This is a genomic window from Pseudomonas sp. AK106, assembly GCF_053903055.1.
This window is the reverse complement of the sequence record NZ_CP096426.1, coordinates 3,108,610-3,128,400: the sequence shown is the minus strand read 5'-3', so window position 1 is coordinate 3,128,400 and position 19,791 is coordinate 3,108,610. Positions and strand designations below refer to the sequence as shown.

The window sequence follows — 19,791 nt, the reverse complement described above, 5'->3', positions numbered from 1 at the left end:
CCTTCTTCGAAAGGCTCACCCGTGGAGCTACTGTTTTTTAGCCTTCAACGCAGGCTGCGCTTCACTCGCTTCCTCGTCCATCCGGTCGGATTCGAACAGCTCGGACAACTCGGTCCGCGCCTCAAGCGCGCTTTGCATGACCTTCGCTGCATCGTCGTAGATCAGGTGCTGGCGATTCAGCACTTGTTCGTCATGACGCTTGAATCGATCAATCCGCGCCGCCGCCTGGGCTTCACTCAGGCCCAGCCCGATCAGGGTGCGGCGGGTCATCTCCAGGCTTGAATAGAACGTCTCACGCACCGCCTCGGCGTCCAGATCCAGCAGGCGGTGAACGTGCTGACGGTTACGGGCCCGGGCAATGATCTTCATGTGCGGGTACAGCCTGCGCACCAGCTCGGCGGTCTTGATGTTGGTGTCCGGGTCGTCGGTGGCGATGACGAAGTATTCGGCCTGATCCACCTTCGCGGCGCGGAGGATTTCCGGGCGCAGGGGGTCGCCATAGAACACCGGTACATTACCGAAACTGCGGGTGAACTCGATGGTTTCCACCGACGTGTCCAGCGCGATGAACGGGATATTCTGGGCGCGCAGGATACGCGCAACGATTTGCCCCATCCGGCCCATGCCGGCGATGACCACACGCGGGTTGTCGGATTCGATTTCCTTGTACTCGGCCGGTACTTCCCTGACCACCGGCTTGGGTTTTAGCCAGCGCGACATGACCAGCAGCAACAGCGGCGTCAGCGCCATCGACAGGGTGATCGTCAGCACCAGCGTGTCGTACAGCGCGGCATCGAACAGGCCCTGATCGCGGCCGATCTTGAACACCACGAAAGCGAACTCACCGCCCGCGGCCAGGACCAGCCCGAGGCGCAGCGCGCTTTGCTTGCCAAGGCCGCCGGCCAGACGCCCGACGAAAAACAGCAGCGGCAATTTCAGGCCGATCAGCAGCAGCGTCAGGCCCAGCACGGTGAACGGCGAATTGATCAGCAGGCCGATGTTGGCGCCCATGCCGACGCTGATGAAGAACAGCCCCAGCAACAGACCCTTGAACGGCTCGATCTGCGCTTCCAGCTCATGGCGGTATTCGGAATCAGCCAGCAGCAGGCCAGCAAGAAACGCCCCCAGCGCCATGGACACGCCCACCAGATCCATCAGCCACGCCGTGCCGATCACCACCAGCAATGCGGTCGCGGTGGAGACTTCCTGCAGTTTGGTTTTGGCGACGATGCGGAACACCGGACGCAACAGGTAACGACCGCCGACCACGACAATGGCGATACCGCCGAGCACTTGCAGGCCATGACGCAGGGAATCGCCGGAACCGGCATCGTGTGAACCGCCCGCCAGCATCGGCACCAGCGCGATCAATGGAATGGCCGCGATGTCCTGGAACAGCAGAATGGCGAAGGCCAGGCGACCGTGGGGCGCATTGAGCTCCTTGCGTTCGGCCAGGCTCTGCAAGCCAAAGGCGGTCGACGACAGCGCCAGCCCCAGGCCGAGCACCACGGCGCTGTTGAGCGGCTGATTGAAGCCCAGCAAGGCGACCGCGCCAATGACCACCCCCGTGAGCAGCACCTGTGCCATGCCGACACCGAATACCGATTTGCGCATGGTCCACAGGCGTCGCGGCGACAACTCCAGGCCGATGATGAACAACAGCAGCACCACGCCCAGCTCGGAGATGTGGGCGACGCTTTGCGGATCGCCGATCAGGCCGAGGCAAGACGGGCCGATGATCACACCCGCGATCAGGTAGCCAATCACGGCGCCCAGTTGCAGGCGTTTGGCCAGAGGAACCGTGAGAACGGCGGCGAGCAGGAACACGACTGCGGCCTGCAACAGGCTGCCTTCATGGGGCATTGGGAACTCCTTGTTGAATGAGTGCGGAGGAAGAATTCTGCGTTGTTGGCAGACCCGTCCTACCGCCCTTAAACGCTTAAGCGACTGAAAGTGCGCGCATTAAACCACGTGAAAGTGACGGGCATCAGCGGCCGAGGCGCTTCGTCGCAGCCTCGACGCCGCCCTGATGCGGGCGTGTCAGCGTCGATGCGAGCAGGTACCATGTCCGCACATGTGTACAGCGCCCCACATCTCGACCGGTTTTCAGGAATCCCGCAATGACCAACAAACAGCGTCTGATTTACTCAATCATCATCGCCCTCAGCGTTCTGGCCATCATGCTTGGCCTTTCCCATCTGCAGAACACCGGCGTGCTCAGCGAAAAGACCTTTCAATACATCGCGATCTTTGTCGCCGTCGTCGTGGTGGTGCTCAACGGCGTGCTGCGGCGCAAGGTCAAGCGCTGATCGGATCTGATCGGTGCCTCGCTGACGCGGCCTTCGTGGCGGCATTTGTTCGGCAGCATCAAGCGGTTACAAAACCCCGGATGAACTATTTTTCGGGTCAGGAACTCCAAAAAATCGCATTCAAAAAGCCCGCAAAGGGAAATGGAGTTCAATCATGATCAAGACACTTACCGCTGCCGTTCTCGCCACCGCTGCCCTGACCACCGCACAGTTCGCTCTGGCGGACAAGCCGGGCGCTGGCTGGATCACCATCGAAAAAGCGATCGAAAAAGCCAAGTCGGCGGGTTACACCGAGATCTACAAGATCGAAGCCGACGACAATGGCTACTGGGAAGGCGAAGGCCGCAAAGCGGACAGCCTGACGTACGAATTCCGCATCGACGGCACCTCCGGTAATGTCCTGCGCGATCAGAAAGACTGATCGACTCTGCGCCTGAGCGCGTGTGGGAGCCCCCGGGCTTCCACATCCATCCTCACTGAATCCTTTGCCACTTCTTCGCTTTAACCCCTCGCAGCTTTACTCCCCCTCGCATATCCGACAACCTTGCACTTCCCCCTTTACGTCAGCAGGAAGCGATGCATGAGTGTCCGGATCGAATTCAATTCCAACCCCTCCGAAGAAGAACGCCTGCAGATCCTTGAGCCCCTGAGGGCCTATAACGCTGCCATGGCGGGCGACGGCAAATCCGAGAAATTTGCCCTGTTTGTCCGCGACGAACAGACCGATGCCGTGCTCGGTGGTCTGCATGGCCGAATCCTCTACAGCTGGCTGTTCATTGAACTGCTCCTGGTGCCTGAACAGGCGAGGGGCCAGCGCATGGGCAGCCAGTTGATGGCGATGGCCGAGGACCTCGCCCGCGAACGGGGCTGCGTCGGCGTGTGGCTCGACACCTTCGATTTCCAGGCACCCGAGTTCTATCGCAAGCACGGCTATGAGCAGTTTGGCCAGCTGGATGATTATCCGCCCGGGCACCAGCGGCTGTTCTTCCAGAAGCGCTTGCAGGCGGAGTAATCAGCGCTGTGCAGCGCGCGGCGGTTTACGCGAACCGCTTGGGGCTATAAGGCGCCGGATCGGTAAACGGCGTGGCGCCGGTCATCATTTCCGCCAGCAGTCGGCCTGTGACCGGGCCGAGGGTCAGACCATGGTGGGCGTGCCCGAAGTTGAACCACAGCCCTGTGTGCGACGCCGCCGGCCCGATGACCGGGCGCATGTCCGGCAAACACGGTCGGCGACCCAGTCAGGGTTCATCGTCCAGCCGCTCGCCCAAGGGATAGAGCGTTCGGGCGATGGCTTCGCAGCGGCGCAGCTGGATCTCGTTGACGGGCGCGTCTGGTGCGGCGAACTCGAGGCCGGTGGTGAGGCGAATCCCGCGCGCCATGGGCGCCAGCACACAATGCCGGCGCCGAGGACGACGGTGTGGCAATTCACGATCTGGCTATCAGCGGTCAGCGAATCCATCGAGCGGTCCTCGTTCGGTTGAGGTCAGTGCGGCCATTGCGCTAGGCACGCAGTTTACCCGCTTGTGGCCGCGCAGTACTCTGCAGAACGAGCGTCTCCAGGCGCCTGCCTTCTCTGTTTCGCTTCCACGTCCAATAATCACAACGGAGCTTCAGATGCCTTCAACCCACGACAACCAGACCACCCGGACGATTTCCTTTGCCGATCTGACCGAGCTGCTGCGGCAGATCTTCGTGCGCCATGGCACCTCGCCCGAGGTGGCGCAAGTGCTGGCCGCCAACTGCGCGGCCGCCGAGCGCGATGGTTCCCACAGCCATGGCATTTTCCGCATCAAGGGATATCTGTCGTCGCTGGCAGCGGGTTGGGTCGACGGCCGGGCGGAGCCGAAGGTCGAGGACGTCGGCGCAGGGTTTGTGCGCGTCGATGCCATGGGCGGCTTTGCCCAGCCGGCGATGCAGGCGGCCAAGGCTTTGGTCATGGACAAGGCACGAAGCGCAGGGATCGCCATTCTGGCCATTCGCAACTCTCATCACTTTGCCGCGCTGTGGCCGGACGTCGAGCCGTTCGCCCAGGAGGGTCTGGTGGCGTTGAGCGTGGTCAACAGCATGACCTGTGTCGTGCCCCACGATGGGCAAAAGCCTTTGTTTGGCACCAATCCTATTGCCTTCGCCGCGCCCCGCGCCGACGGTCAGCCCATCGTTTTCGATATGGCGACCAGTGCCATCGCTCATGGCGACGTGCAGATTGCCGCCAGAGAGGGACGCATGCTCCCGCCCGGGATGGGCGCCGATCGCAATGGTCAGCCGACCGAAGACCCGAAAGCCATTCTCGACGGCGGCGCGTTGCTTCCCTTCGGCGGTTACAAGGGATCGGCACTGTCGATGATGGTGGAGCTGTTGTCCGCCGCGCTCACCGGCGGCCATTTCTCCTTCGAGTTTGATATGTCGAAGTCTCCCGGGGCGCAAACCCCCTGGACCGGTCAGGTGATCATCGTTATCGATCCGGACAAGGGCAGCGGTCAGGCATTTGCCGAGCGCAGCGAAGAGCTGGTCAGGCAGATGTACGGCGTTGGCCAGCAGCGGATGCCGGGTGATCGCCGCTATCGCCAGCGGGAGCGTTCGTTGAAAGACGGGATTGTGTTGTCCGCAGGAGATCTTGATCGGCTGGAAGCGCTCGCCCGGGTTTAAGCGCCTGGTTACGGATCCAGTGCCTGAGAGGGTGGCAAGTCGCTCGGACGTCCACACTGCCGGGGGTTATCCGAGTGACCATTCGTCGCGACAGGACTTGCGTTCGAGGGGCGTTGAAAATACTGTATGTTTAAACAGTATCGAGAAGAAGAGAGCAGCCATGCAAACCAATCAAGTCAATACCCGTCAGGACTTCACCGCCCAGAAAAACGAATCGTCGTTCAGCAGCGTATGGGGCAACGAGATGCAGCGTGAGGATTTTCTAGCCCTGGCATCCGGACTTCGCCAGTTCAGCGCCAATCAGGCCGACCTTGCGTTTGTGCCAGCGAGCGGTGGCTTCGCATCGGGATATGCCACGGGCAACGCCAGCGGCTACGCGGCTGAACAGGCGCAGCTCGCAGGGGAGTGATTTAAGGGGTTGCTCCCGGCAAGACGACAGGGGCTGATTCAGGGTTTGAATCGCACCAGGACCGGGACGGGTATTTGACCGGACACCGTTTCATCTGCGTCAGGCTGGCGCATTTTACCGGTGCGAATCACCGCCAGGGCAATCAATGTGCCTACGGCGGACAGCGCCAACCAACCCAGTAAGAAAGAAATCATTGTCTGGTTCTCCGAACTACAGAAATCGGGCGGCCATTCGAAAAGAATAGCGGTACATCAGAACCTATCGGCCACGAAGGGGATTCCTTGAGCCGTCAATTCGGAAGATTGACCAAATGAGCCCAAGGGCGCAACTCCCTCGGACCAATGGGGTCTTGCTCTTTGAACATAGTCAACTTCAGGACCCTCGTTTATGAAAGATCTCGGCTCACGTCTGAAAGAAGAACGCAAACGGCTCGGGCTGTCGCAACAGGACTTCGGCTCCATCGGAGGCGTAGAGGCCAACGCACAAGGTAAATACGAGAGCGGTGAACGCATCCCACGCTCGGATTACCTCGCGGCCCTGGGCAAAAAAGGCATCGACGTCATGTACGTGCTGTCGGGCGAGCGTACCCCCATTGCCACCGACACACTGAACGAAGCGGAGCGGGCGGTCATTACTCATTACCGGGCGCTCAGCGAAGACGACCGCGAGGCGATTTCGCAGCTGGCCACGTCGCTCTCCGAGTGCGCAACCGAGTTTTCCGGCTCTGCGTAAAAGGTCGTGCTCTGCATAGGGTCGCGTTCTGCGTAGCAGATGACCAAGGCCGGTTGCGATGAAATATATGGAACGTATATGCTCCGTATATTCTTCGAGAGGTCGTTATGGGACTGGTCAAAATTTCCGAACAGATGCACGCCAACATTCGTTGCGCCAGCGCGGCCTTGAGTCGCTCGATCAATGCTCAGGCCGAGCACTGGATGCGGGTGGGCATGCTCGCCGAGCTGCACCCCGGTCTGAATTACAGCGAGATCTGCCAGTTGCTGATTCGCGCTGAAACGTCCGGCGGCGCCGTGTTGAGCCTTCAGGCCAGCGACCTTGTGCCGGATCTGGCACCGGCCAGGGCGGTGTCCCAGTGAGCATCAGCATCAAGACCGAAGCCGACCTGGTCGGGCTGCGTGTGGCGGGGCGTCTGGCGGCAGACGTACTGGCGATGATCGCAGAGCACGTCAAGCCGGGCATCAGCACTGAAGCGCTGGATGACATCTGTAACGCGTACATCGTCAACGAGCTGAAAGTGATCCCCGCCAACGTCGGTTATCACGGGTTCACCAAAACCACCTGCATCTCGCCCAACACGGTCGTCTGCCACGGTATTCCTTCGGCGGAAGATGTGCTCAAAGACGGCGACATCGTCAACATCGACGTCGCCGTCATCAAAGATGGCTGGCACGGCGATACCAGCCGTATGTACTACGTCGGCGAGGTCAGCCCGCTCGCCCGCCGTCTGGTCGAAACCACCTACGAAGCGACACTGGCGGGGATACACGCGGTGAAGCCCGGCGCGACCCTGGGCGACATCGGCAATGCCATCCAGACTGTGGCCTACCGCGAAGGCTTCAGCGTGGTGCGCGAATACTGCGGACATGGCATCGGTCGCAAGTACCACGAAGAACCTCAAGTGTTGCACTACGGCGCGGCGGGCAAGGGGCTGAAACTCAAGACCGGCATGGTCTTCACCATTGAGCCCATGATCAATGCCGGCAAGCCGGGCACCTACGTGCTGGAGGATGGCTGGACCGTGCTCACCCGCGACCAGTCGTTGTCGGCGCAGTGGGAACACATGGTGGCGGTGACCGACACGGGGTTCGAGCTGCTGACCCCTTGGCCAGATGGCACCGGTGACTACCCGGCGGTCTGAGCGCATGCGTTGAGCCAGAGGCTGGGGAAAGGGCTGGACGCATGAAGTCACAATACGGGGCGTGACGAAAACGAGACTCAGCTTGTAGGCTCCTTCTCGTTCCCCTGTGGTGCTGCGTCCTGACAGGCTTACGATGTTCAGTGCAGGCAGCACCAGGGGAGAACACCACTTTATGGATTACCTGAAAAAACCGGCCTTGGCCGGTTTTTTTATTGCACGCGCGCGCGCTTAGTGCCGGGACTGGTCCACCTCCAGTTGCTTGGCCGCCTCGACACCCGAAGAACTGAGTTTGATGGGGTACTTCAGAGACCGATCCCCCTCACTGACGCGATGGACGCAGCCGTCGTGGATCAAGCCCGCCGTCTGCAAATGCTCCAGAGTGTCCGCGACTGCGTTCTCCCCCCTGTAGTTGTCCAGTACTTCTTTGCCCAGGCCTGCCGGGTGGGCGTGCAGCAATCGGGTCAGGACTTCCTGTTTCAACGCGTTGTCGATGGTCATGTTTACCTCGCTTTGCTGGTGTGATGAGCGCTGCTAGTAAATTCCGACCGCGTGAATCAGGGTTTGTTTGCAGTTTTCCTCGATCAGGTGCGTTTCCATCGCACCTGCGTGACGCCCAAGCCTTCCGCGCAAAGCAGCGCCAGTTTCACCGGGCCTGCGCAAATGTGCCCCTCGACTGCGCCCACCCCGGCGTGCAAGGTCGCAAAATGCAGCGCCTCACTTTCGCAGAGAGGGTTGCCGTGATGATTGAAGTGCCGCGGCTCACCTTGAAAGCGGTAATGAATTACAAAATCCTTGTAGTCACTCATTGTCCTGGCCTGTAGGGGGGCGTGCAGTGACGCCGGGTGAATAAGGGCTTCCTTGATGTACTGGACAGCCTGCGCGTCGACTGCATCGGCATTGCTGTCATTTCATTTCGAGATCGATACAGGCTGATCAACTCTCAATGGGCCTCGGACCGTAATGCATCTCTACCCGAGACGGGCCGTCCGCAACCGGGTTGCGAGGCGACCAGCCGACGCAGAATTGCACACCTTCCTGAGCGTTTAACATCCCTCTCCGATGGGCGGCCATGTGCCATATCGATATGGATATTGCCCCTATATCCAGACGAATTGAACGGATGAATAGGGCGTTTTCGAGGGGGCTGCCGGGGATCGGATCAGCCCGATACAGTGACCGCTGGCAGCGCCGGAAATGTTTTGTGCGAAAGAGGCATATTGATGGCCCGCGCCGGCTGCCATTTCTGGAAAAATCCTTTTTTATCAATTAATTCCGGGATGAAATGTGTATGCGCAGTGTGGGCTTGGCCGTGGTGGCGGCTTTTCTGGCAGCGGTGTCCGTCACCGCGCACGCCAAGGACCTCAGCAAGAACGACCTGCAGGTCTGCAAATGGGGAGCGGGGGTCGCGGGGGCGGCGCAGCAGTCCAAACTCTCTGGGACAACCCTCTACAGCGCGCGCAAAAAGCTGCAGAGCCGCAAGTTCGCCAAACCGTGGATGAGCAAGATGGCGTTGGGCATCACGGAGCAGACTTACAAAAGCCCCTCGAAGCTGAAGCCCGCCGCTGTGAAGCAGACCTACTACGAGGGCTGCATTCAGCACGACCTGGCGCGTAAATGAGTCGGGAAGTCAGCCCGTTCTGGCCAGTATCGCCTGCCACTGTGTGGCAGGCGAGTTGAGTGGGGATCAGCGTGCGCCGTTGCGGATCAATGGCAATTGCCTGCCAAGTGATAATGCTGCGCTTCTGCCGCCGCCGGGCTGTTGAACTCCACCCGGTTCTTCTCGGCGATCGCGTTGTACGAAGGGCAGTCCGGGCGGTGGTAAACCATGGTCTTCCTGTTGCCGCGAATCGCCAGCGTCAGGTTGGCCGGGCTGCCACCGGCACTCGCAGCGGGTTTCATCGGATTGCCCGCAGGGGGGCGGGCTTGCGCGGTGACGGCAGACGCGCTGGCTGCGCCGTTGCCGCCGCTCAGGTTGGCGCTGAGGAAAATCGGCGCGTGGTCGGAGACGCTGTCACGGCCCTTGGCGTGGGTCAGGCCGAGGAATTTCGGGTAATCGAACACTTCGACCTTGTTCACCCGGATCGCCGACTGCTTGCTGATGAAGATGTTGTCGTAGAGGTTGGCGAATTTGCCATCCTTGGTCGACAGCGTGCTGGCGCCTTCCAGTACCAGCGGCCTGGCGCTGGTGTCGAGTTTGTCCCACGCAGGCGAGTTGGGTGGGGTGTTGAAGTCGCCCATCAGCATGATCTGGTTGTTGCCGGGGTAGGTTTCCTGTAACCAGGTCCAGTAGTTGGACAGCGCGACGATTTCCGAAGCGCGCTCCGCCTGGTTCTTGCCGTAGAGGATGTGCACGGTGGCCACGACAAAGGTCTTGCCGTCCTTGAGCGAGCGGAATTGTGCGGAGTAGGGCTCGCGCTCGAAGGTGTCGCTGCGGTCCAGGTAGCTTACGGCACCGTCTTCGTACGCAACGGCATCGTCTCGCCACACGAATCCGTACATTTCCTTGTAGGACGAGCGGCCCACGGCATGGGAGGCCATCGAACTCCAGTGCTTGCCGGTCTGCCGGGTCAGCTCCTTGGCCAGCGCGTCCAGCGCGTCTTCACTCATCAATTCCTGAACGGCGAGAAAGTCGACCTTCCGGGCGACCTTGGCGATGCCCTCGAAGTCCTTGTTCGGGCGCACGCTCAAGTGCTCCAGGTTCCAGGTGCCAATGTTGACGTCAGCGTAAGCGGTTTGCAGGAAGGTAAAAGCCAAAAGCAGAGCAGCACAAAATCTGAGCATGTTATCCAACTGGGTCGTTCATCGAGGTGGGTTCGGGTTGCAGGTCAATCTTCCTTGGGCACCGTCCAGAAAATCTGCACGCCGCCGTCGTCCCGCCAGGCCAGGGTCACGTTGTCGTTCTCGTCGATCTCTTCCAGCAGCTGTTTCCAGTCGTCTTCGAGTTCGTCCGGGAGCCTGAAAATCAGCGCCGCGCGGGCTTTCTGCGCACTCTGCGAGTTGATGATCTTCTGGACCCGCACGGCCATGCGCTCGTAGTGCCCTGGCGATGCTGCCGTTGATACGTCGGTGTCAGACACGAAGTGACCCTCCTGCTTGCTGTATGCGCATACAGTATTTGAGTGTCAGACGTTTCGCAACAGCGGATCGGACAAAAACCTGCTTTCACCCAAGTTGCTGATTTTTCGGCTGATTGTGCAGATGGCGAACCAAACTCGATCACGCTGATCTGATCTGCTAGATGACGATTGATCGCTTGCGCGCACCACGCCCGAGCCACACCCCTCAGGAGACTTTATGAAAATCCAATCATTGCTGATGCCCGTCGCGTTCGCCTGCTGTGCAGCGTTGGCCGGCTGCTCCACATCGACTGTCGTTACCCTGCAGAACGGCACCCAGTACGTGACCAAGGACGCGCCGAAAACCAAGAGCAAAGACGGTTTTTATGAGTTCGAAGACATCTCCGGTAAAACCATCCGCGTGCGCGCTGACGAGGTGGCTACCGTCAAAGAAGAGGATTGAGTCGCGTCAGGGCCCGGCTGCTACGGCTACCGGGCCATGTGTGTGCAAACTCATCCCGATCTGAATGGAACGCCATTGCATCGCCGTCGCTCTAAGCGATGCAATCTGCTCACGATATTTCCTGTCAGGCCCTAATTATGGATAGCCCACCCAACACCGGGTTCAGCGCAGCCCCCCTGCGCTTTCTAGCCAACGGCGGTGCGGTCGGTGATCTGCTTCAGTCCCCCTTGATGGATGGCTCGCCCCTTGGCGTGCCCGCCGACTGGCCCGACGGTCTAAAAACCCTGATGGGCACGATCCTTCCCGTGCAGGCGCAGATCGTGCTTTTCTGGGGGCCCGAATTTGTCGCGCTCTACAACGATGCCTATGCACCGAGCATCGGTTCGAAGCATCCCCGCGCCCTTGGTCGGCCTGCGATCGAGAACTGGCGCGAACTGTGGGACGACCTTGAGCCACTGTTGCGCGGTGTGCGGGAAACCGGGCAAACGTTTGCTGCCAAGGACCGTGCGTTCTACATCGAACGGCATGGCTACGGCGAGACCGTCTACTTCGACGTCTCTTACTCTGCGGTGCACCAGAACGACGGATCCGTCGGCGGTGTGCTCTGCGTTGTCACCGAAACCACCGAGCGTGTGCATTTCGAGCGTCGTCAGGCGCTGCTGCTTGAACTGGGCCAGGCGCTGCCCTCCATTCGCGACCCCGAGCAGATCAAGGCAGACGTGATCCGGCGTATCGGTCAAGAGCTGGGCGCCGCCCGCGTCCATATTGCGGAAACGGACGAGGAGAGGGGCGATTTCGTCATTCTCCGTGAGTACCGTGAGGGTGAGGTGGCGGCCCGATCAGGGCTGATCTCCGTGAGTCATGACACCTGTTCTGCGTTGCACCAAGGCATTACCGTGCAAGCGCTGGTGAAGGGCGACGCCGTTCGCGCCAACCCTGACGCCCCTGCCTCTCAATCGACCGTCACAACGAGTCTGGCCGTGCACGTCCCGTTGATGCGCCATGACACATTGGCCGGCGTGTTTACCGTTGAGTTCGAAGGGCAGCGGGTCTGTAGTCCCCACGACATCCACCTCATCGAGGAAACAGCCAAGCTGGGCTGGCAGTGGATCAACCACACGCGGGCTGAAGCGGCGCTGCACGCCAGTTCCGCGCAACTGGCCGGGATGTTCGAGCAGGCGGGTGCCGGCATTGCCTTGTGTGATCACCGAGGCGTGTTCCAGCAGGTCAATGATCGCTACTGCGACATCATGGGTCTGCAGCGCCGGGCGATCGCCGGCCGTTCGATCCTTGAATTGCAGAAGGATCTGGCAGCCGGCGCGCAGCCGATGTTCTACGAGAACTTTCTGACCGCCGAAGCGCCCTTCGAACTGACCCAGCACCATGTGCGGGCGAACGGCTCTGTGGTCTGGGTGCAGACCCACGTCACGCCGCTGCTCGATGCCCAGCAGCAGGTCAGCGGGCTGCTGTTCGTGTGCGTGGACATCTCGGCGCGGGTCGGCGCGGAACATCAACTGATCGAACTCAACGAAAGCCTTGAACAGCGCGTTGCTACCATGGTGTCCGAGCGCGAAGCGGCCATTGCGCTGCTGCACGAGTCGCGCAAGATCGAGATGGTCGGCCAGTTGGGCGGCGGCATCGCCCACGACTTCAATAACCTGCTGACGCCTATCATGACGTCGCTGGAGTTGCTGAGGCGCCAGCCGGTCAGCAATGATCGCTCCCATCGGCTGATCGACGCGGCGCTGCAGGCGGCGGATCGCGCGCGGATTCTGGTGGGCCGTCTGCTGACCTTTGCCCGCCGGCAGACGCTCAAACCCCAAGTCGTGGCCCTGGACAGTCTGGTCAACGACATGCGTGACCTTATCCAGCGCTCGCTCGGCCCGACCATCGAAGTGATTGTCGAGATTCCTGCAGATCTGCCCAACATCCTCATTGACCCCCATCAGCTTGAACTGGGGGTACTCAACCTCGCGGTCAACGCCCGTGACGCGATTGCCGAACGCGGCTACCTGAAAATCAGTGCGCGGCCTGAAGTCGTGGCCGACAGTCCAGGGCTGGGTCCGGCGCCCGCACAGGGTTGCTACGTCAGGCTGACGGTCTCGGATAACGGCAGCGGCATGAGCGAGGAAGTCCTGCAACGCTGCGTTGAGCCTTTCTACTCAACCAAGGGCGTCGGCAAGGGCACCGGCCTCGGGTTGTCGATGGTGCAGGGGCTGGCCCTGCAATCCGGCGGTGGTTTTGATGTTCAGTCCGCGCCGGGTCTCGGCACGCGGGTTGACATCTGGCTGCCGGTTTCCAGTGCGCAGGTGCTGACACCGGCAGAAGGCGAGGGCGACTCAGCGCCTGGCGCGGACCACCCTTTTCACGTGCTGGTGGTGGACGATGAGGAACTGGTCCGCTACACCGTTGCGCTGCAACTGCGTGACCTGGGCTATCAGGTGACCGAAGCGGCGTCGCCGTCCGCCGCCGAGCACATGGTCAGCGCCGGCTTGCGGCCGGACGTTCTCATCACTGATCAGCTGATGGCCGAAAAAAGCGGCACACAGCTCGCCGTGAGCCTGCGCGAGGTCTTGCCTGCGCTGCCGGTGCTCGTGGTCACGGGTTACACCCGCGAATCGGCAACGCAGATTGCCGGTTTCGACGTGCTGGCCAAGCCGTTCACCCGCGCTGACATCGCGTCGAAAGTGGCGCAGGTGATCAACGAGCGCGACGCCCCGGCATGGATCAGCGAGCAGGCGGGTTACGTCCCTTGACGGGCCAGGCTCCTCACGCCGGGTGCTGCTGCGCGTGAAGGGGCCTGCCTGCCTTTGCTGCCGCGCTTAAATGGCTCGGCCGATGGCTTGCTCGTAGCACGACAGGAAGTACTGCCACTGGGACTCGTCCCAGAACGAATGCCTTCTGAGCTGGGGGATGTCGTGACGCGCGGCGCCCAGGGCAGTGATCCGGCCGTGGGATTTTTCCAGATCCAGCAGCGCCAGCTCGAAGTCAAAGCGCGTGTCGGTGACGGTCGCCTTGATGAAGATGTGTTTGGAGCGCATGCAGCCGTGCTGCCACTTGCCCAGGTGCATCTTCGCCAGCGTTTCAGCCAGACGCTTGAAGAGGCGCTGATGTTGCTCGACGCTCAAGGTGCTCGCGCCGCCCTGGGCATACCAGGTGTCGAGGTCGATGAAGCCGCCCAGGTCCTTGGTCACCAGGACGCCCTGCCATACACCGGCAACTTTGCGTGCGCCGTAGAACACAGGTCGTGGCGCGTTAACGCCCAGTTCCTCGAGCTTGGTCAGCGCGATGCCTTCACGCAGTGCAGTGGGGCGGCCGGTGGGGTAGCGCAGGCTGCGAAACAGGTGGCCAGTCTGGCGTTTGACGTAAAGCGTCTTGCCATCGTGCACCACGCGTTGCACACCGCTGGTGCCGTTGCGGCGCACATTCGGCGGCTCGACCCAAGGCCCCGAAGTGCCCCACCAGAACTCAAACTCGTTGTTTGCCCGACCCATCATGTGCTCCAAATACGGTAGAAATCTTTCTTGTGCAGCGACTGCCACGTTGCAGCGCGAGCCCCTCTGGCCGCCGCGGGCGTGATTAGTTCACTGCCGCTCAAGGAGATTGGCGAATGGCCATTTTAAAGGCGCCCAGCTTACTGGCTTGTCGCATGGCTCACCTCCTCAAACCCGCGCCATTTACGCCATCCAACAGGCCGTATGTGCAGCGCCGGTCTGATCGGGGTCACCGCGTTACCTCGTCGAACCCTCCATGGACGATGACCTTTTGATCTAGGTCATGCCCGTTCGTCCCATTCTTGAGAAACTCTTGGAATTGCTGCCCCTGTGCGATATCCACCGTGCATAACCAAATAAGGAAATTTGCCATGATGTCCACACTTGAACTCTGCCATATCGTCGAATCAGGCTTTCTGCCTGCCAAATGTAAATGCACCATCGATGCCCAGGATCAAATAATGGTGCAAATCTTTGATCGGGAAAGGGGCCACGCAGATTTGCTCGCGGCGGGTATCCCGGTCAGTTCGCTCAACTCCAGCCGTGCCATTGCCAACCTGATTGCCAGGTTGAAGGATGACTTGAAACTGCATTCGGCCGGCCGCCGCGCAACCGCCTATCAGGAACGCGCTTAGCTATTCGATTTCCTTTCTATCCTCCGATTCGGGGTGCAGGCCATCAGCACTGCAACGGTGATCGGAGGAGCCGGGCCATACCGGCCCATCCCTAGATTCCCTTGCTTTGCAGAGTTGACAAAACCCTAAACGATTCCCATAGTTTCGCTCACGCAAACGTTTGCGATTCCGTCGATCCTTCCCTTGACGCGTAAACGCTGCCGATAACAACAATCATAATGTCGGAGTGATTCCATGAAGCTGCCATTCGCTGCACGCCTTCTTGCTGTTGCCATGCTTACTGCTTGCGCTGCAACCCTGCCTCTCTCTTCCGCCTTTGCCGACGACGCGAAAAAGCCCACCGTCGCGCTGGTGATGAAATCCCTCGCCAACGAATTCTTCCTGACCATGGAAGACGGCGCCAAGGTCTATCAGAAAGAGCATTCCGCTGACTTCGACCTGATTTCCAACGGGATCAAGAACGAGTCCGACACGGCGGCGCAGATCGACATCGTCAACCAGATGATCGTCAAGAAAGTCGACGCGTTGGTCATCGCCCCGGCCGATTCCAAGGCTTTGGCGTCGGTCCTGAAAAAGGCCATGGATGCGGGCATCAAAGTCGTCAACATCGACAACCAGCTCGACGCTGATGTGCTGAAAAGCAAGGGCATGGAAGTGCCTTTCGTAGGCCCGAACAACCGCAAGGGCGCCAAGCTGGTGGGTGACTACCTGGCCAAGCAGCTGGCAGCGGGTGATGAAGTCGGCATCATCGAAGGCGTGCCGACCACCACCAATGCGCAGCAACGCACCGCGGGCTTCAAGGACGCGATGGACGCTGCGCAGATGAAGATCGTCTCCACGCAGTCCGGTAACTGGGAAATCGACAAGGGCAACGCCGTCGCGTCCGCCATGCTCAACGAATACCCGAATCTGAAAGCGCTGCTGGCCGGTAACGACAGCATGGCGCTGGGCGCTGTCTCCGCCGTTCGTGCGGCGGGCAAGGCGGGCAAGGTTCAAGTCGTCGGCTACGACAACATCAACGCCATCAAGCCGATGCTGAAGGACGGCCGCATTCTGGCCACCGCTGACCAGTTCGCTGCGCGTCAGGCCGTGTTCGGTATCGATACCGCCCTGAAGATGGTCAAGGGCGAGAAGCTCGAGATCACCAACGGCGTGATCGAAACCCCGGTCGAGCTGGTCACCAAGCCGCAATAAGCCGCTCTGGTTTTCACCCGGCACTGTTCACCTCAGCAGTTTTTCAAATATGTACCGCCTGCCCGTGAGGGCAGGCGCGTGGAGATCGTTATGTCAGCGTCTGCTCAGGCCGCTGTTCTATCTGTCAGTGGTATTGGCAAAACCTACGCCCAACCCGTACTCGGCGACATCGACCTGACGTTGATGCGCGGGGAAGTGCTGGCCTTGACCGGCGAAAACGGCGCCGGCAAAAGCACCCTGTCGAAAATCATCGGCGGTCTGGTCACCCCGACCATCGGCCAGATGCAATTTCAGGGGCAGCCCTACCAGCCTGCCAGTCGCACCCAGGCCGAAAAGCTTGGCGTGCGCATGGTCATGCAAGAACTCAATCTGTTGCCGACGCTGTCGGTGGCGGAAAACCTGTTTCTCGACAATCTGCCCAGCCGCGCAGGATTCATCAATCGCCGCAAGCTGCGCGAGGACGCGATCAAGGCCATGGCCCAGGTCGGCCTCGAGGCCATCGACCCGGACACATTGGTCAGCGAACTGGGGATCGGCCATCAGCAGATGGTCGAAATCGCCCGCAACCTGATCGGCGACTGCCACGTGCTGATCCTCGACGAGCCGACAGCAATGCTGACGGCGCGCGAGGTGGAAATGCTCTTCGAGCAGATCACCCGCCTGCAGGACCGTGGCGTTTCCATCATTTACATCTCCCACCGCCTGGAAGAACTGGCCCGTGTTGCCCAGCGCATCGCTGTGCTGCGTGACGGCAAGCTGGTGTGCGTCGATGCCATGGCCAATTACAACAGCGAGCAGTTGGTCACGCTGATGGTCGGCCGCGAACTGGGCGAGCACATTGACCTGGGCGAGCGAAAAATCGGCGCGGTGGCGCTATCGGTCAAAGGCTTGAATCGCTCCGACAAGGTCCGCGACGTGTCCTTTGATGTCCGGGCTGGGGAGATCTTCGGGATCTCCGGTCTGATCGGCGCCGGGCGTACCGAGTTGCTGCGGCTGATTTATGGCGCCGACGTGGCAGACAGCGGCAGCATCGAGGTCGGCAGTCCGTTGCGCAGTGTGCAGATCAAATCGCCAGTGGACGCCGTGGGTCATGGCATTGCCTTGATCACCGAAGACCGCAAAGGCGAGGGCCTGCTGCTGTCGCAATCGATCAGCGCCAACATCGCGCTGGGCAACATGGACGCCATTTCCAGTGCCGGCGTGGTCAACGGTAATTCGGAGATCGCTCTGGCTCAGCGCCAGGTGGGAGCCATGCGCATCCGCAGTTCCAGCCCCACGCAACTGGTGTCGGAGTTGTCGGGGGGCAATCAGCAGAAGGTGGTGATCGGCCGCTGGCTGGAGCGTAACTGCCATGTGATGTTATTCGACGAGCCCACCCGCGGCATCGACGTCGGCGCCAAATTCGACATCTACGCGCTGCTGGGCGAACTGACCCGTCAGGGCAGGGCGCTGGTAGTGGTTTCCAGTGATCTGCGCGAGCTGATGCTGATCTGCGACCGCATCGGCGTGCTGTCCGCCGGGCGCCTGATCGACACCTTCGAGCGCGACACCTGGACCCAGGACGAACTGCTTGCCGCTGCCTTCGCGGGCTATCAAAAACGTGATGCGCTGCTGTCTGAAGCCGCGCCCAGGATCGACTGATGAAAACTTCTACTACTCCTGCCGCGCTGCCGTCTCCGGGCAAGCGCAGCGGCAACTACTTCGGCCTGGGCACTTACCTGGGGCTGGCAGGCGCCTTGCTGGCGATGATCGTATTGTTCTCGCTGCTCAGCGATCATTTCCTGTCGTACGAAACCTTCAGCACCCTGGCCAACCAGATTCCCGACCTGATGGTGCTGGCAGTCGGCATGACGTTCATCCTGATCATTGGCGGCATCGACCTGTCGGTGGGTTCGGTGCTGGCGCTGGCGGCGTCGGCGGTCAGTGTCGCCATGCTCGGCTGGGGCTGGGGCGTGTTTCCATCGGCGTTGCTGGGCATCGCCTGTGCAACGGCGGCCGGTACGCTGACCGGCTCGATCACCGTGGCGTGGCGCATACCCTCGTTCATCGTTTCCCTCGGCGTGCTGGAAATGGCACGGGGCGTCGCGTATCAGCTGACCGATTCACGCACTGCGTACATCGGTGATTCATTTGCATGGCTCTCCAACCCGTTCGCCTTCGGCATTTCGCCGTCGTTCGTGATCGCGCTGATCGTCATCTTCGCGGCCCAGGCGGTGCTGACGCGCACCGTGTTCGGCCGCTACCTGATCGGCATCGGCACCAACGAAGAAGCTGTGCGTCTGGCGGGCATCAACCCCAAGCCGTACAAGATCCTGGTGTTCTCGCTGATGGGGCTGCTGGCGGGCGTCGCCGCGCTGTTCCAGATTTCACGCCTGGAAGCCGCCGACCCCAACGCCGGCTCAGGCCTTGAGCTGCAAGTGATTGCGGCGGTGGTCATCGGCGGTACCAGCCTGATGGGTGGGCGCGGCTCGGTGATCAGCACCTTCTTCGGCGTGCTGATCATTTCGGTACTGGCGGCAGGGCTGGCGCAGATCGGCGCGACCGAGCCAACCAAACGCATCATCACCGGCGCGGTCATCGTCGTCGCCGTGGTCCTCGACACCTACCGCAGCAATCGCGCGCGGCGGCGCGGCTGACATGGCAACCATCAAGGACGTAGCGGCGATTGCCGGGATTTCCTACACCACGGTGTCCCATGTCCTTAACCGCACCCGACCGGTCAGCGAAGCCGTGCGCAAGAAGGTCGAGGCCGCCATCGTGCAGCTCGACTACGTGCCCAGCGCCGTTGCGCGGTCGCTGAAGGCCAAGGCCACGGCGACCATCGGTCTGTTGATTCCCAACGGCATCAACCCGTATTTCGCCGAGCTGGCTCGGGGCATCGAGGATTACTGCGAGCGTAACGGCTTCTGCGTGATCCTCTGCAATTCCGATGACAATCCCGACAAGCAGCGCAGCTACCTGCGCGTGCTCCTGGAGAAACGTGTCGACGGCCTGATCGTGTCGTCGGTAGGCGGCGGTGACAGCGTCCTTGAGGGTTTGTCGGCGGTGCGCACACCTCTGGTCATCGTCGACCGCGACCTGGACGGCGTCACGGCTGATCTGGTGCGCATCGATCACGAGCTCGGCGCTTATCTGGCGACGTCCCATTTGCTGTCCCTCGGCCACCGGCACATCGCCTGTATTTGCGGCCCGGTCCAGACCAGCGTGGCGAAGATGCGGCTGGCGGGGTATTACCGTGCAATGCAGGAAGCCGCGGTCGACGTCCCGGAAAGCTGGGTGGTGGAAAGCGATTTCACCGGCCACAGTGGCTATTGCGCAGCGGTCAAACTGCTGGAGCAGGATCCGCCGACGGCGATTTTTGCGGCCAACGACATGGTCGGCATCGGTGTGTTGCGCGCCGCTGCCGAACGTAACGTACGGGTCCCGGTGGATCTGTCGGTCATTGGCTTCGACGACATCCAGATGAGCCAATACGTTTACCCGGCCCTCACCACCGTGGGCCAATCCATTCTGCAACTGGGCGAGCGCGCGGCCGAAGTGCTGCTGCGGCGGATCTCGGCGCGGGGCGAAACCCCTGTCGAACACCTGATCGTTGCACCGAGCATTGTGCTGCGCGAATCCACCGCGCCTCCACCCCGGGCATTCACCCAGCTTCGTTGAGCCGGGCGCGTTGCCCGGTCCAAAACAGTGTTCTGAAAGCGTTCTGAAG

22 protein-coding genes and 1 pseudogene are annotated in these 19,791 nt (G+C 61.0%); 16 read left to right on the top strand and 7 right to left on the bottom strand.

What is annotated here, in order from left to right; genetic code table 11:
• Positions 1–27: 27 nt before the first annotated feature.
• Complete coding sequence (locus tag M1E04_RS13935; protein WP_456291523.1) at positions 28–1,863, bottom strand: monovalent cation:proton antiporter-2 (CPA2) family protein; 1,836 nt, start codon at positions 1,861–1,863, stop codon at positions 28–30.
• A 257-nt stretch (positions 1,864–2,120) separates the two neighbouring features.
• On the opposite strand from M1E04_RS13935, the gene M1E04_RS13930 reads away from it, so the two are divergent.
• The 3 genes from M1E04_RS13930 to M1E04_RS13920 all read left to right on the top strand — a co-directional run bounded on the left by M1E04_RS13930 (position 2,121) and on the right by M1E04_RS13920 (position 3,321).
• The gene (locus M1E04_RS13930) at positions 2,121–2,309 is read left to right on the top strand and encodes a hypothetical protein (RefSeq protein WP_065991502.1); all 189 of its coding nucleotides are present in this window, start codon (positions 2,121–2,123) and stop codon (positions 2,307–2,309) included.
• A 154-nt stretch (positions 2,310–2,463) separates the two neighbouring features.
• On the top strand, positions 2,464–2,730 hold the full coding sequence (locus M1E04_RS13925; protein WP_456291522.1) for a PepSY domain-containing protein: 267 nt from the start codon (positions 2,464–2,466) through the stop codon (positions 2,728–2,730).
• Between the two features lie 159 nt (positions 2,731–2,889).
• On the top strand, positions 2,890–3,321 hold the full coding sequence (locus M1E04_RS13920; protein ID WP_456291521.1) for a GNAT family N-acetyltransferase: 432 nt from the start codon (positions 2,890–2,892) through the stop codon (positions 3,319–3,321).
• A 25-nt stretch (positions 3,322–3,346) separates the two neighbouring features.
• On the opposite strand, the pseudogene M1E04_RS13915 reads toward M1E04_RS13920, so the two are convergent.
• Positions 3,347–3,700, bottom strand: a pseudogene (locus M1E04_RS13915) (NAD(P)/FAD-dependent oxidoreductase); the annotation flags it as partial.
• Positions 3,701–3,923: 223 nt separating this feature from the next.
• On the opposite strand from M1E04_RS13915, the gene M1E04_RS13910 reads away from it, so the two are divergent.
• The 5 genes from M1E04_RS13910 to map all read left to right on the top strand — a co-directional run bounded on the left by M1E04_RS13910 (position 3,924) and on the right by map (position 7,240).
• Positions 3,924–4,955: an Ldh family oxidoreductase gene (locus M1E04_RS13910; protein ID WP_456291520.1), complete on the top strand. Its 1,032-nt coding sequence runs from the start codon at positions 3,924–3,926 to the stop codon at positions 4,953–4,955.
• A gap of 160 nt (positions 4,956–5,115) precedes the next feature.
• Positions 5,116–5,364, top strand: a complete 249-nt coding sequence (locus tag M1E04_RS13905) for a hypothetical protein (RefSeq protein ID WP_456291519.1) — start codon at positions 5,116–5,118, stop codon at positions 5,362–5,364.
• A 387-nt stretch (positions 5,365–5,751) separates the two neighbouring features.
• Positions 5,752–6,096, top strand: coding sequence for a helix-turn-helix domain-containing protein (locus M1E04_RS13900; protein WP_065991508.1), 345 nt, complete (start codon positions 5,752–5,754; stop codon positions 6,094–6,096).
• Between the two features lie 107 nt (positions 6,097–6,203).
• Entirely contained in the window at positions 6,204–6,458 is a 255-nt protein-coding gene (locus M1E04_RS13895) for a ParD-like family protein (RefSeq protein ID WP_065991509.1), read from the top strand.
• Entirely contained in the window at positions 6,455–7,240 is a 786-nt protein-coding gene (map, locus tag M1E04_RS13890) for a type I methionyl aminopeptidase (RefSeq protein WP_456291518.1), read from the top strand. Before M1E04_RS13895 ends, map begins: the two co-directional genes overlap by 4 nt.
• 228 nt (positions 7,241–7,468) lie before the next feature.
• On the opposite strand, the gene M1E04_RS13885 is transcribed toward map, so the two are convergent.
• Both M1E04_RS13885 and M1E04_RS13880 read right to left on the bottom strand, forming a co-directional pair.
• Positions 7,469–7,738, bottom strand: a complete 270-nt coding sequence (locus M1E04_RS13885) for a hypothetical protein (RefSeq protein WP_456291517.1) — start codon at positions 7,736–7,738, stop codon at positions 7,469–7,471.
• A gap of 83 nt (positions 7,739–7,821) precedes the next feature.
• Positions 7,822–8,046 carry a DUF6555 family protein gene (locus tag M1E04_RS13880; RefSeq protein WP_192131268.1) on the bottom strand — a complete coding sequence of 75 codons (225 nt, stop codon included), beginning with the start codon at positions 8,044–8,046 and terminating at the stop codon, positions 7,822–7,824.
• A gap of 482 nt (positions 8,047–8,528) precedes the next feature.
• On the opposite strand from M1E04_RS13880, the gene M1E04_RS13875 reads away from it, so the two are divergent.
• Complete coding sequence (locus M1E04_RS13875) at positions 8,529–8,858, top strand: hypothetical protein (protein WP_065991512.1); 330 nt, start codon at positions 8,529–8,531, stop codon at positions 8,856–8,858.
• A gap of 86 nt (positions 8,859–8,944) precedes the next feature.
• Here the strand turns inward: M1E04_RS13875 and M1E04_RS13870 are convergent, their stop codons facing one another.
• A complete protein-coding gene (locus M1E04_RS13870) occupies positions 8,945–10,021 on the bottom strand; it encodes an endonuclease/exonuclease/phosphatase family protein (protein WP_369318099.1) in 1,077 nt (358 codons plus the stop codon).
• A 44-nt stretch (positions 10,022–10,065) separates the two neighbouring features.
• A complete protein-coding gene (locus M1E04_RS13865; protein ID WP_065991514.1) occupies positions 10,066–10,266 on the bottom strand; it encodes a DUF1654 domain-containing protein in 201 nt (66 codons plus the stop codon).
• 268 nt (positions 10,267–10,534) lie between these two features.
• Here M1E04_RS13865 and M1E04_RS13860 point away from each other — a divergent pair, with 268 nt between their 5' ends.
• Both M1E04_RS13860 and M1E04_RS13855 read left to right on the top strand, forming a co-directional pair.
• A complete protein-coding gene (locus M1E04_RS13860) occupies positions 10,535–10,759 on the top strand; it encodes a YgdI/YgdR family lipoprotein (protein WP_037010898.1) in 225 nt (74 codons plus the stop codon).
• Between the two features lie 137 nt (positions 10,760–10,896).
• Positions 10,897–13,515 (top strand): PAS domain-containing protein, encoded by a 2,619-nt coding sequence (locus M1E04_RS13855; RefSeq protein WP_456291516.1) that lies wholly within the window; start codon positions 10,897–10,899, stop codon positions 13,513–13,515.
• A gap of 66 nt (positions 13,516–13,581) precedes the next feature.
• Here M1E04_RS13855 and M1E04_RS13850 read toward each other — a convergent pair whose 3' ends face one another.
• Positions 13,582–14,253 carry a lipopolysaccharide kinase InaA family protein gene (locus tag M1E04_RS13850; protein WP_192131273.1) on the bottom strand — a complete coding sequence of 224 codons (672 nt, stop codon included), beginning with the start codon at positions 14,251–14,253 and terminating at the stop codon, positions 13,582–13,584.
• A 371-nt stretch (positions 14,254–14,624) separates the two neighbouring features.
• Here M1E04_RS13850 and M1E04_RS13845 point away from each other — a divergent pair, with 371 nt between their 5' ends.
• The 5 genes from M1E04_RS13845 to M1E04_RS13825 all read left to right on the top strand — a co-directional run bounded on the left by M1E04_RS13845 (position 14,625) and on the right by M1E04_RS13825 (position 19,742).
• Positions 14,625–14,888: a DUF1652 domain-containing protein gene (locus tag M1E04_RS13845; RefSeq protein ID WP_369318096.1), complete on the top strand. Its 264-nt coding sequence runs from the start codon at positions 14,625–14,627 to the stop codon at positions 14,886–14,888.
• A 234-nt stretch (positions 14,889–15,122) separates the two neighbouring features.
• Positions 15,123–16,082 carry a sugar ABC transporter substrate-binding protein gene (locus M1E04_RS13840; RefSeq protein ID WP_065991520.1) on the top strand — a complete coding sequence of 320 codons (960 nt, stop codon included), beginning with the start codon at positions 15,123–15,125 and terminating at the stop codon, positions 16,080–16,082.
• A gap of 90 nt (positions 16,083–16,172) precedes the next feature.
• Positions 16,173–17,723, top strand: a complete 1,551-nt coding sequence (locus M1E04_RS13835) for a sugar ABC transporter ATP-binding protein (protein ID WP_410934309.1) — start codon at positions 16,173–16,175, stop codon at positions 17,721–17,723.
• Positions 17,723–18,718: an ABC transporter permease gene (locus M1E04_RS13830; protein WP_065991522.1), complete on the top strand. Its 996-nt coding sequence runs from the start codon at positions 17,723–17,725 to the stop codon at positions 18,716–18,718. Before M1E04_RS13835 ends, M1E04_RS13830 begins: the two co-directional genes overlap by 1 nt.
• Before the next feature lies 1 nt (position 18,719).
• Positions 18,720–19,742 carry a LacI family DNA-binding transcriptional regulator gene (locus M1E04_RS13825; RefSeq protein ID WP_296307737.1) on the top strand — a complete coding sequence of 341 codons (1,023 nt, stop codon included), beginning with the start codon at positions 18,720–18,722 and terminating at the stop codon, positions 19,740–19,742.
• Positions 19,743–19,791 lie beyond the last annotated feature (49 nt).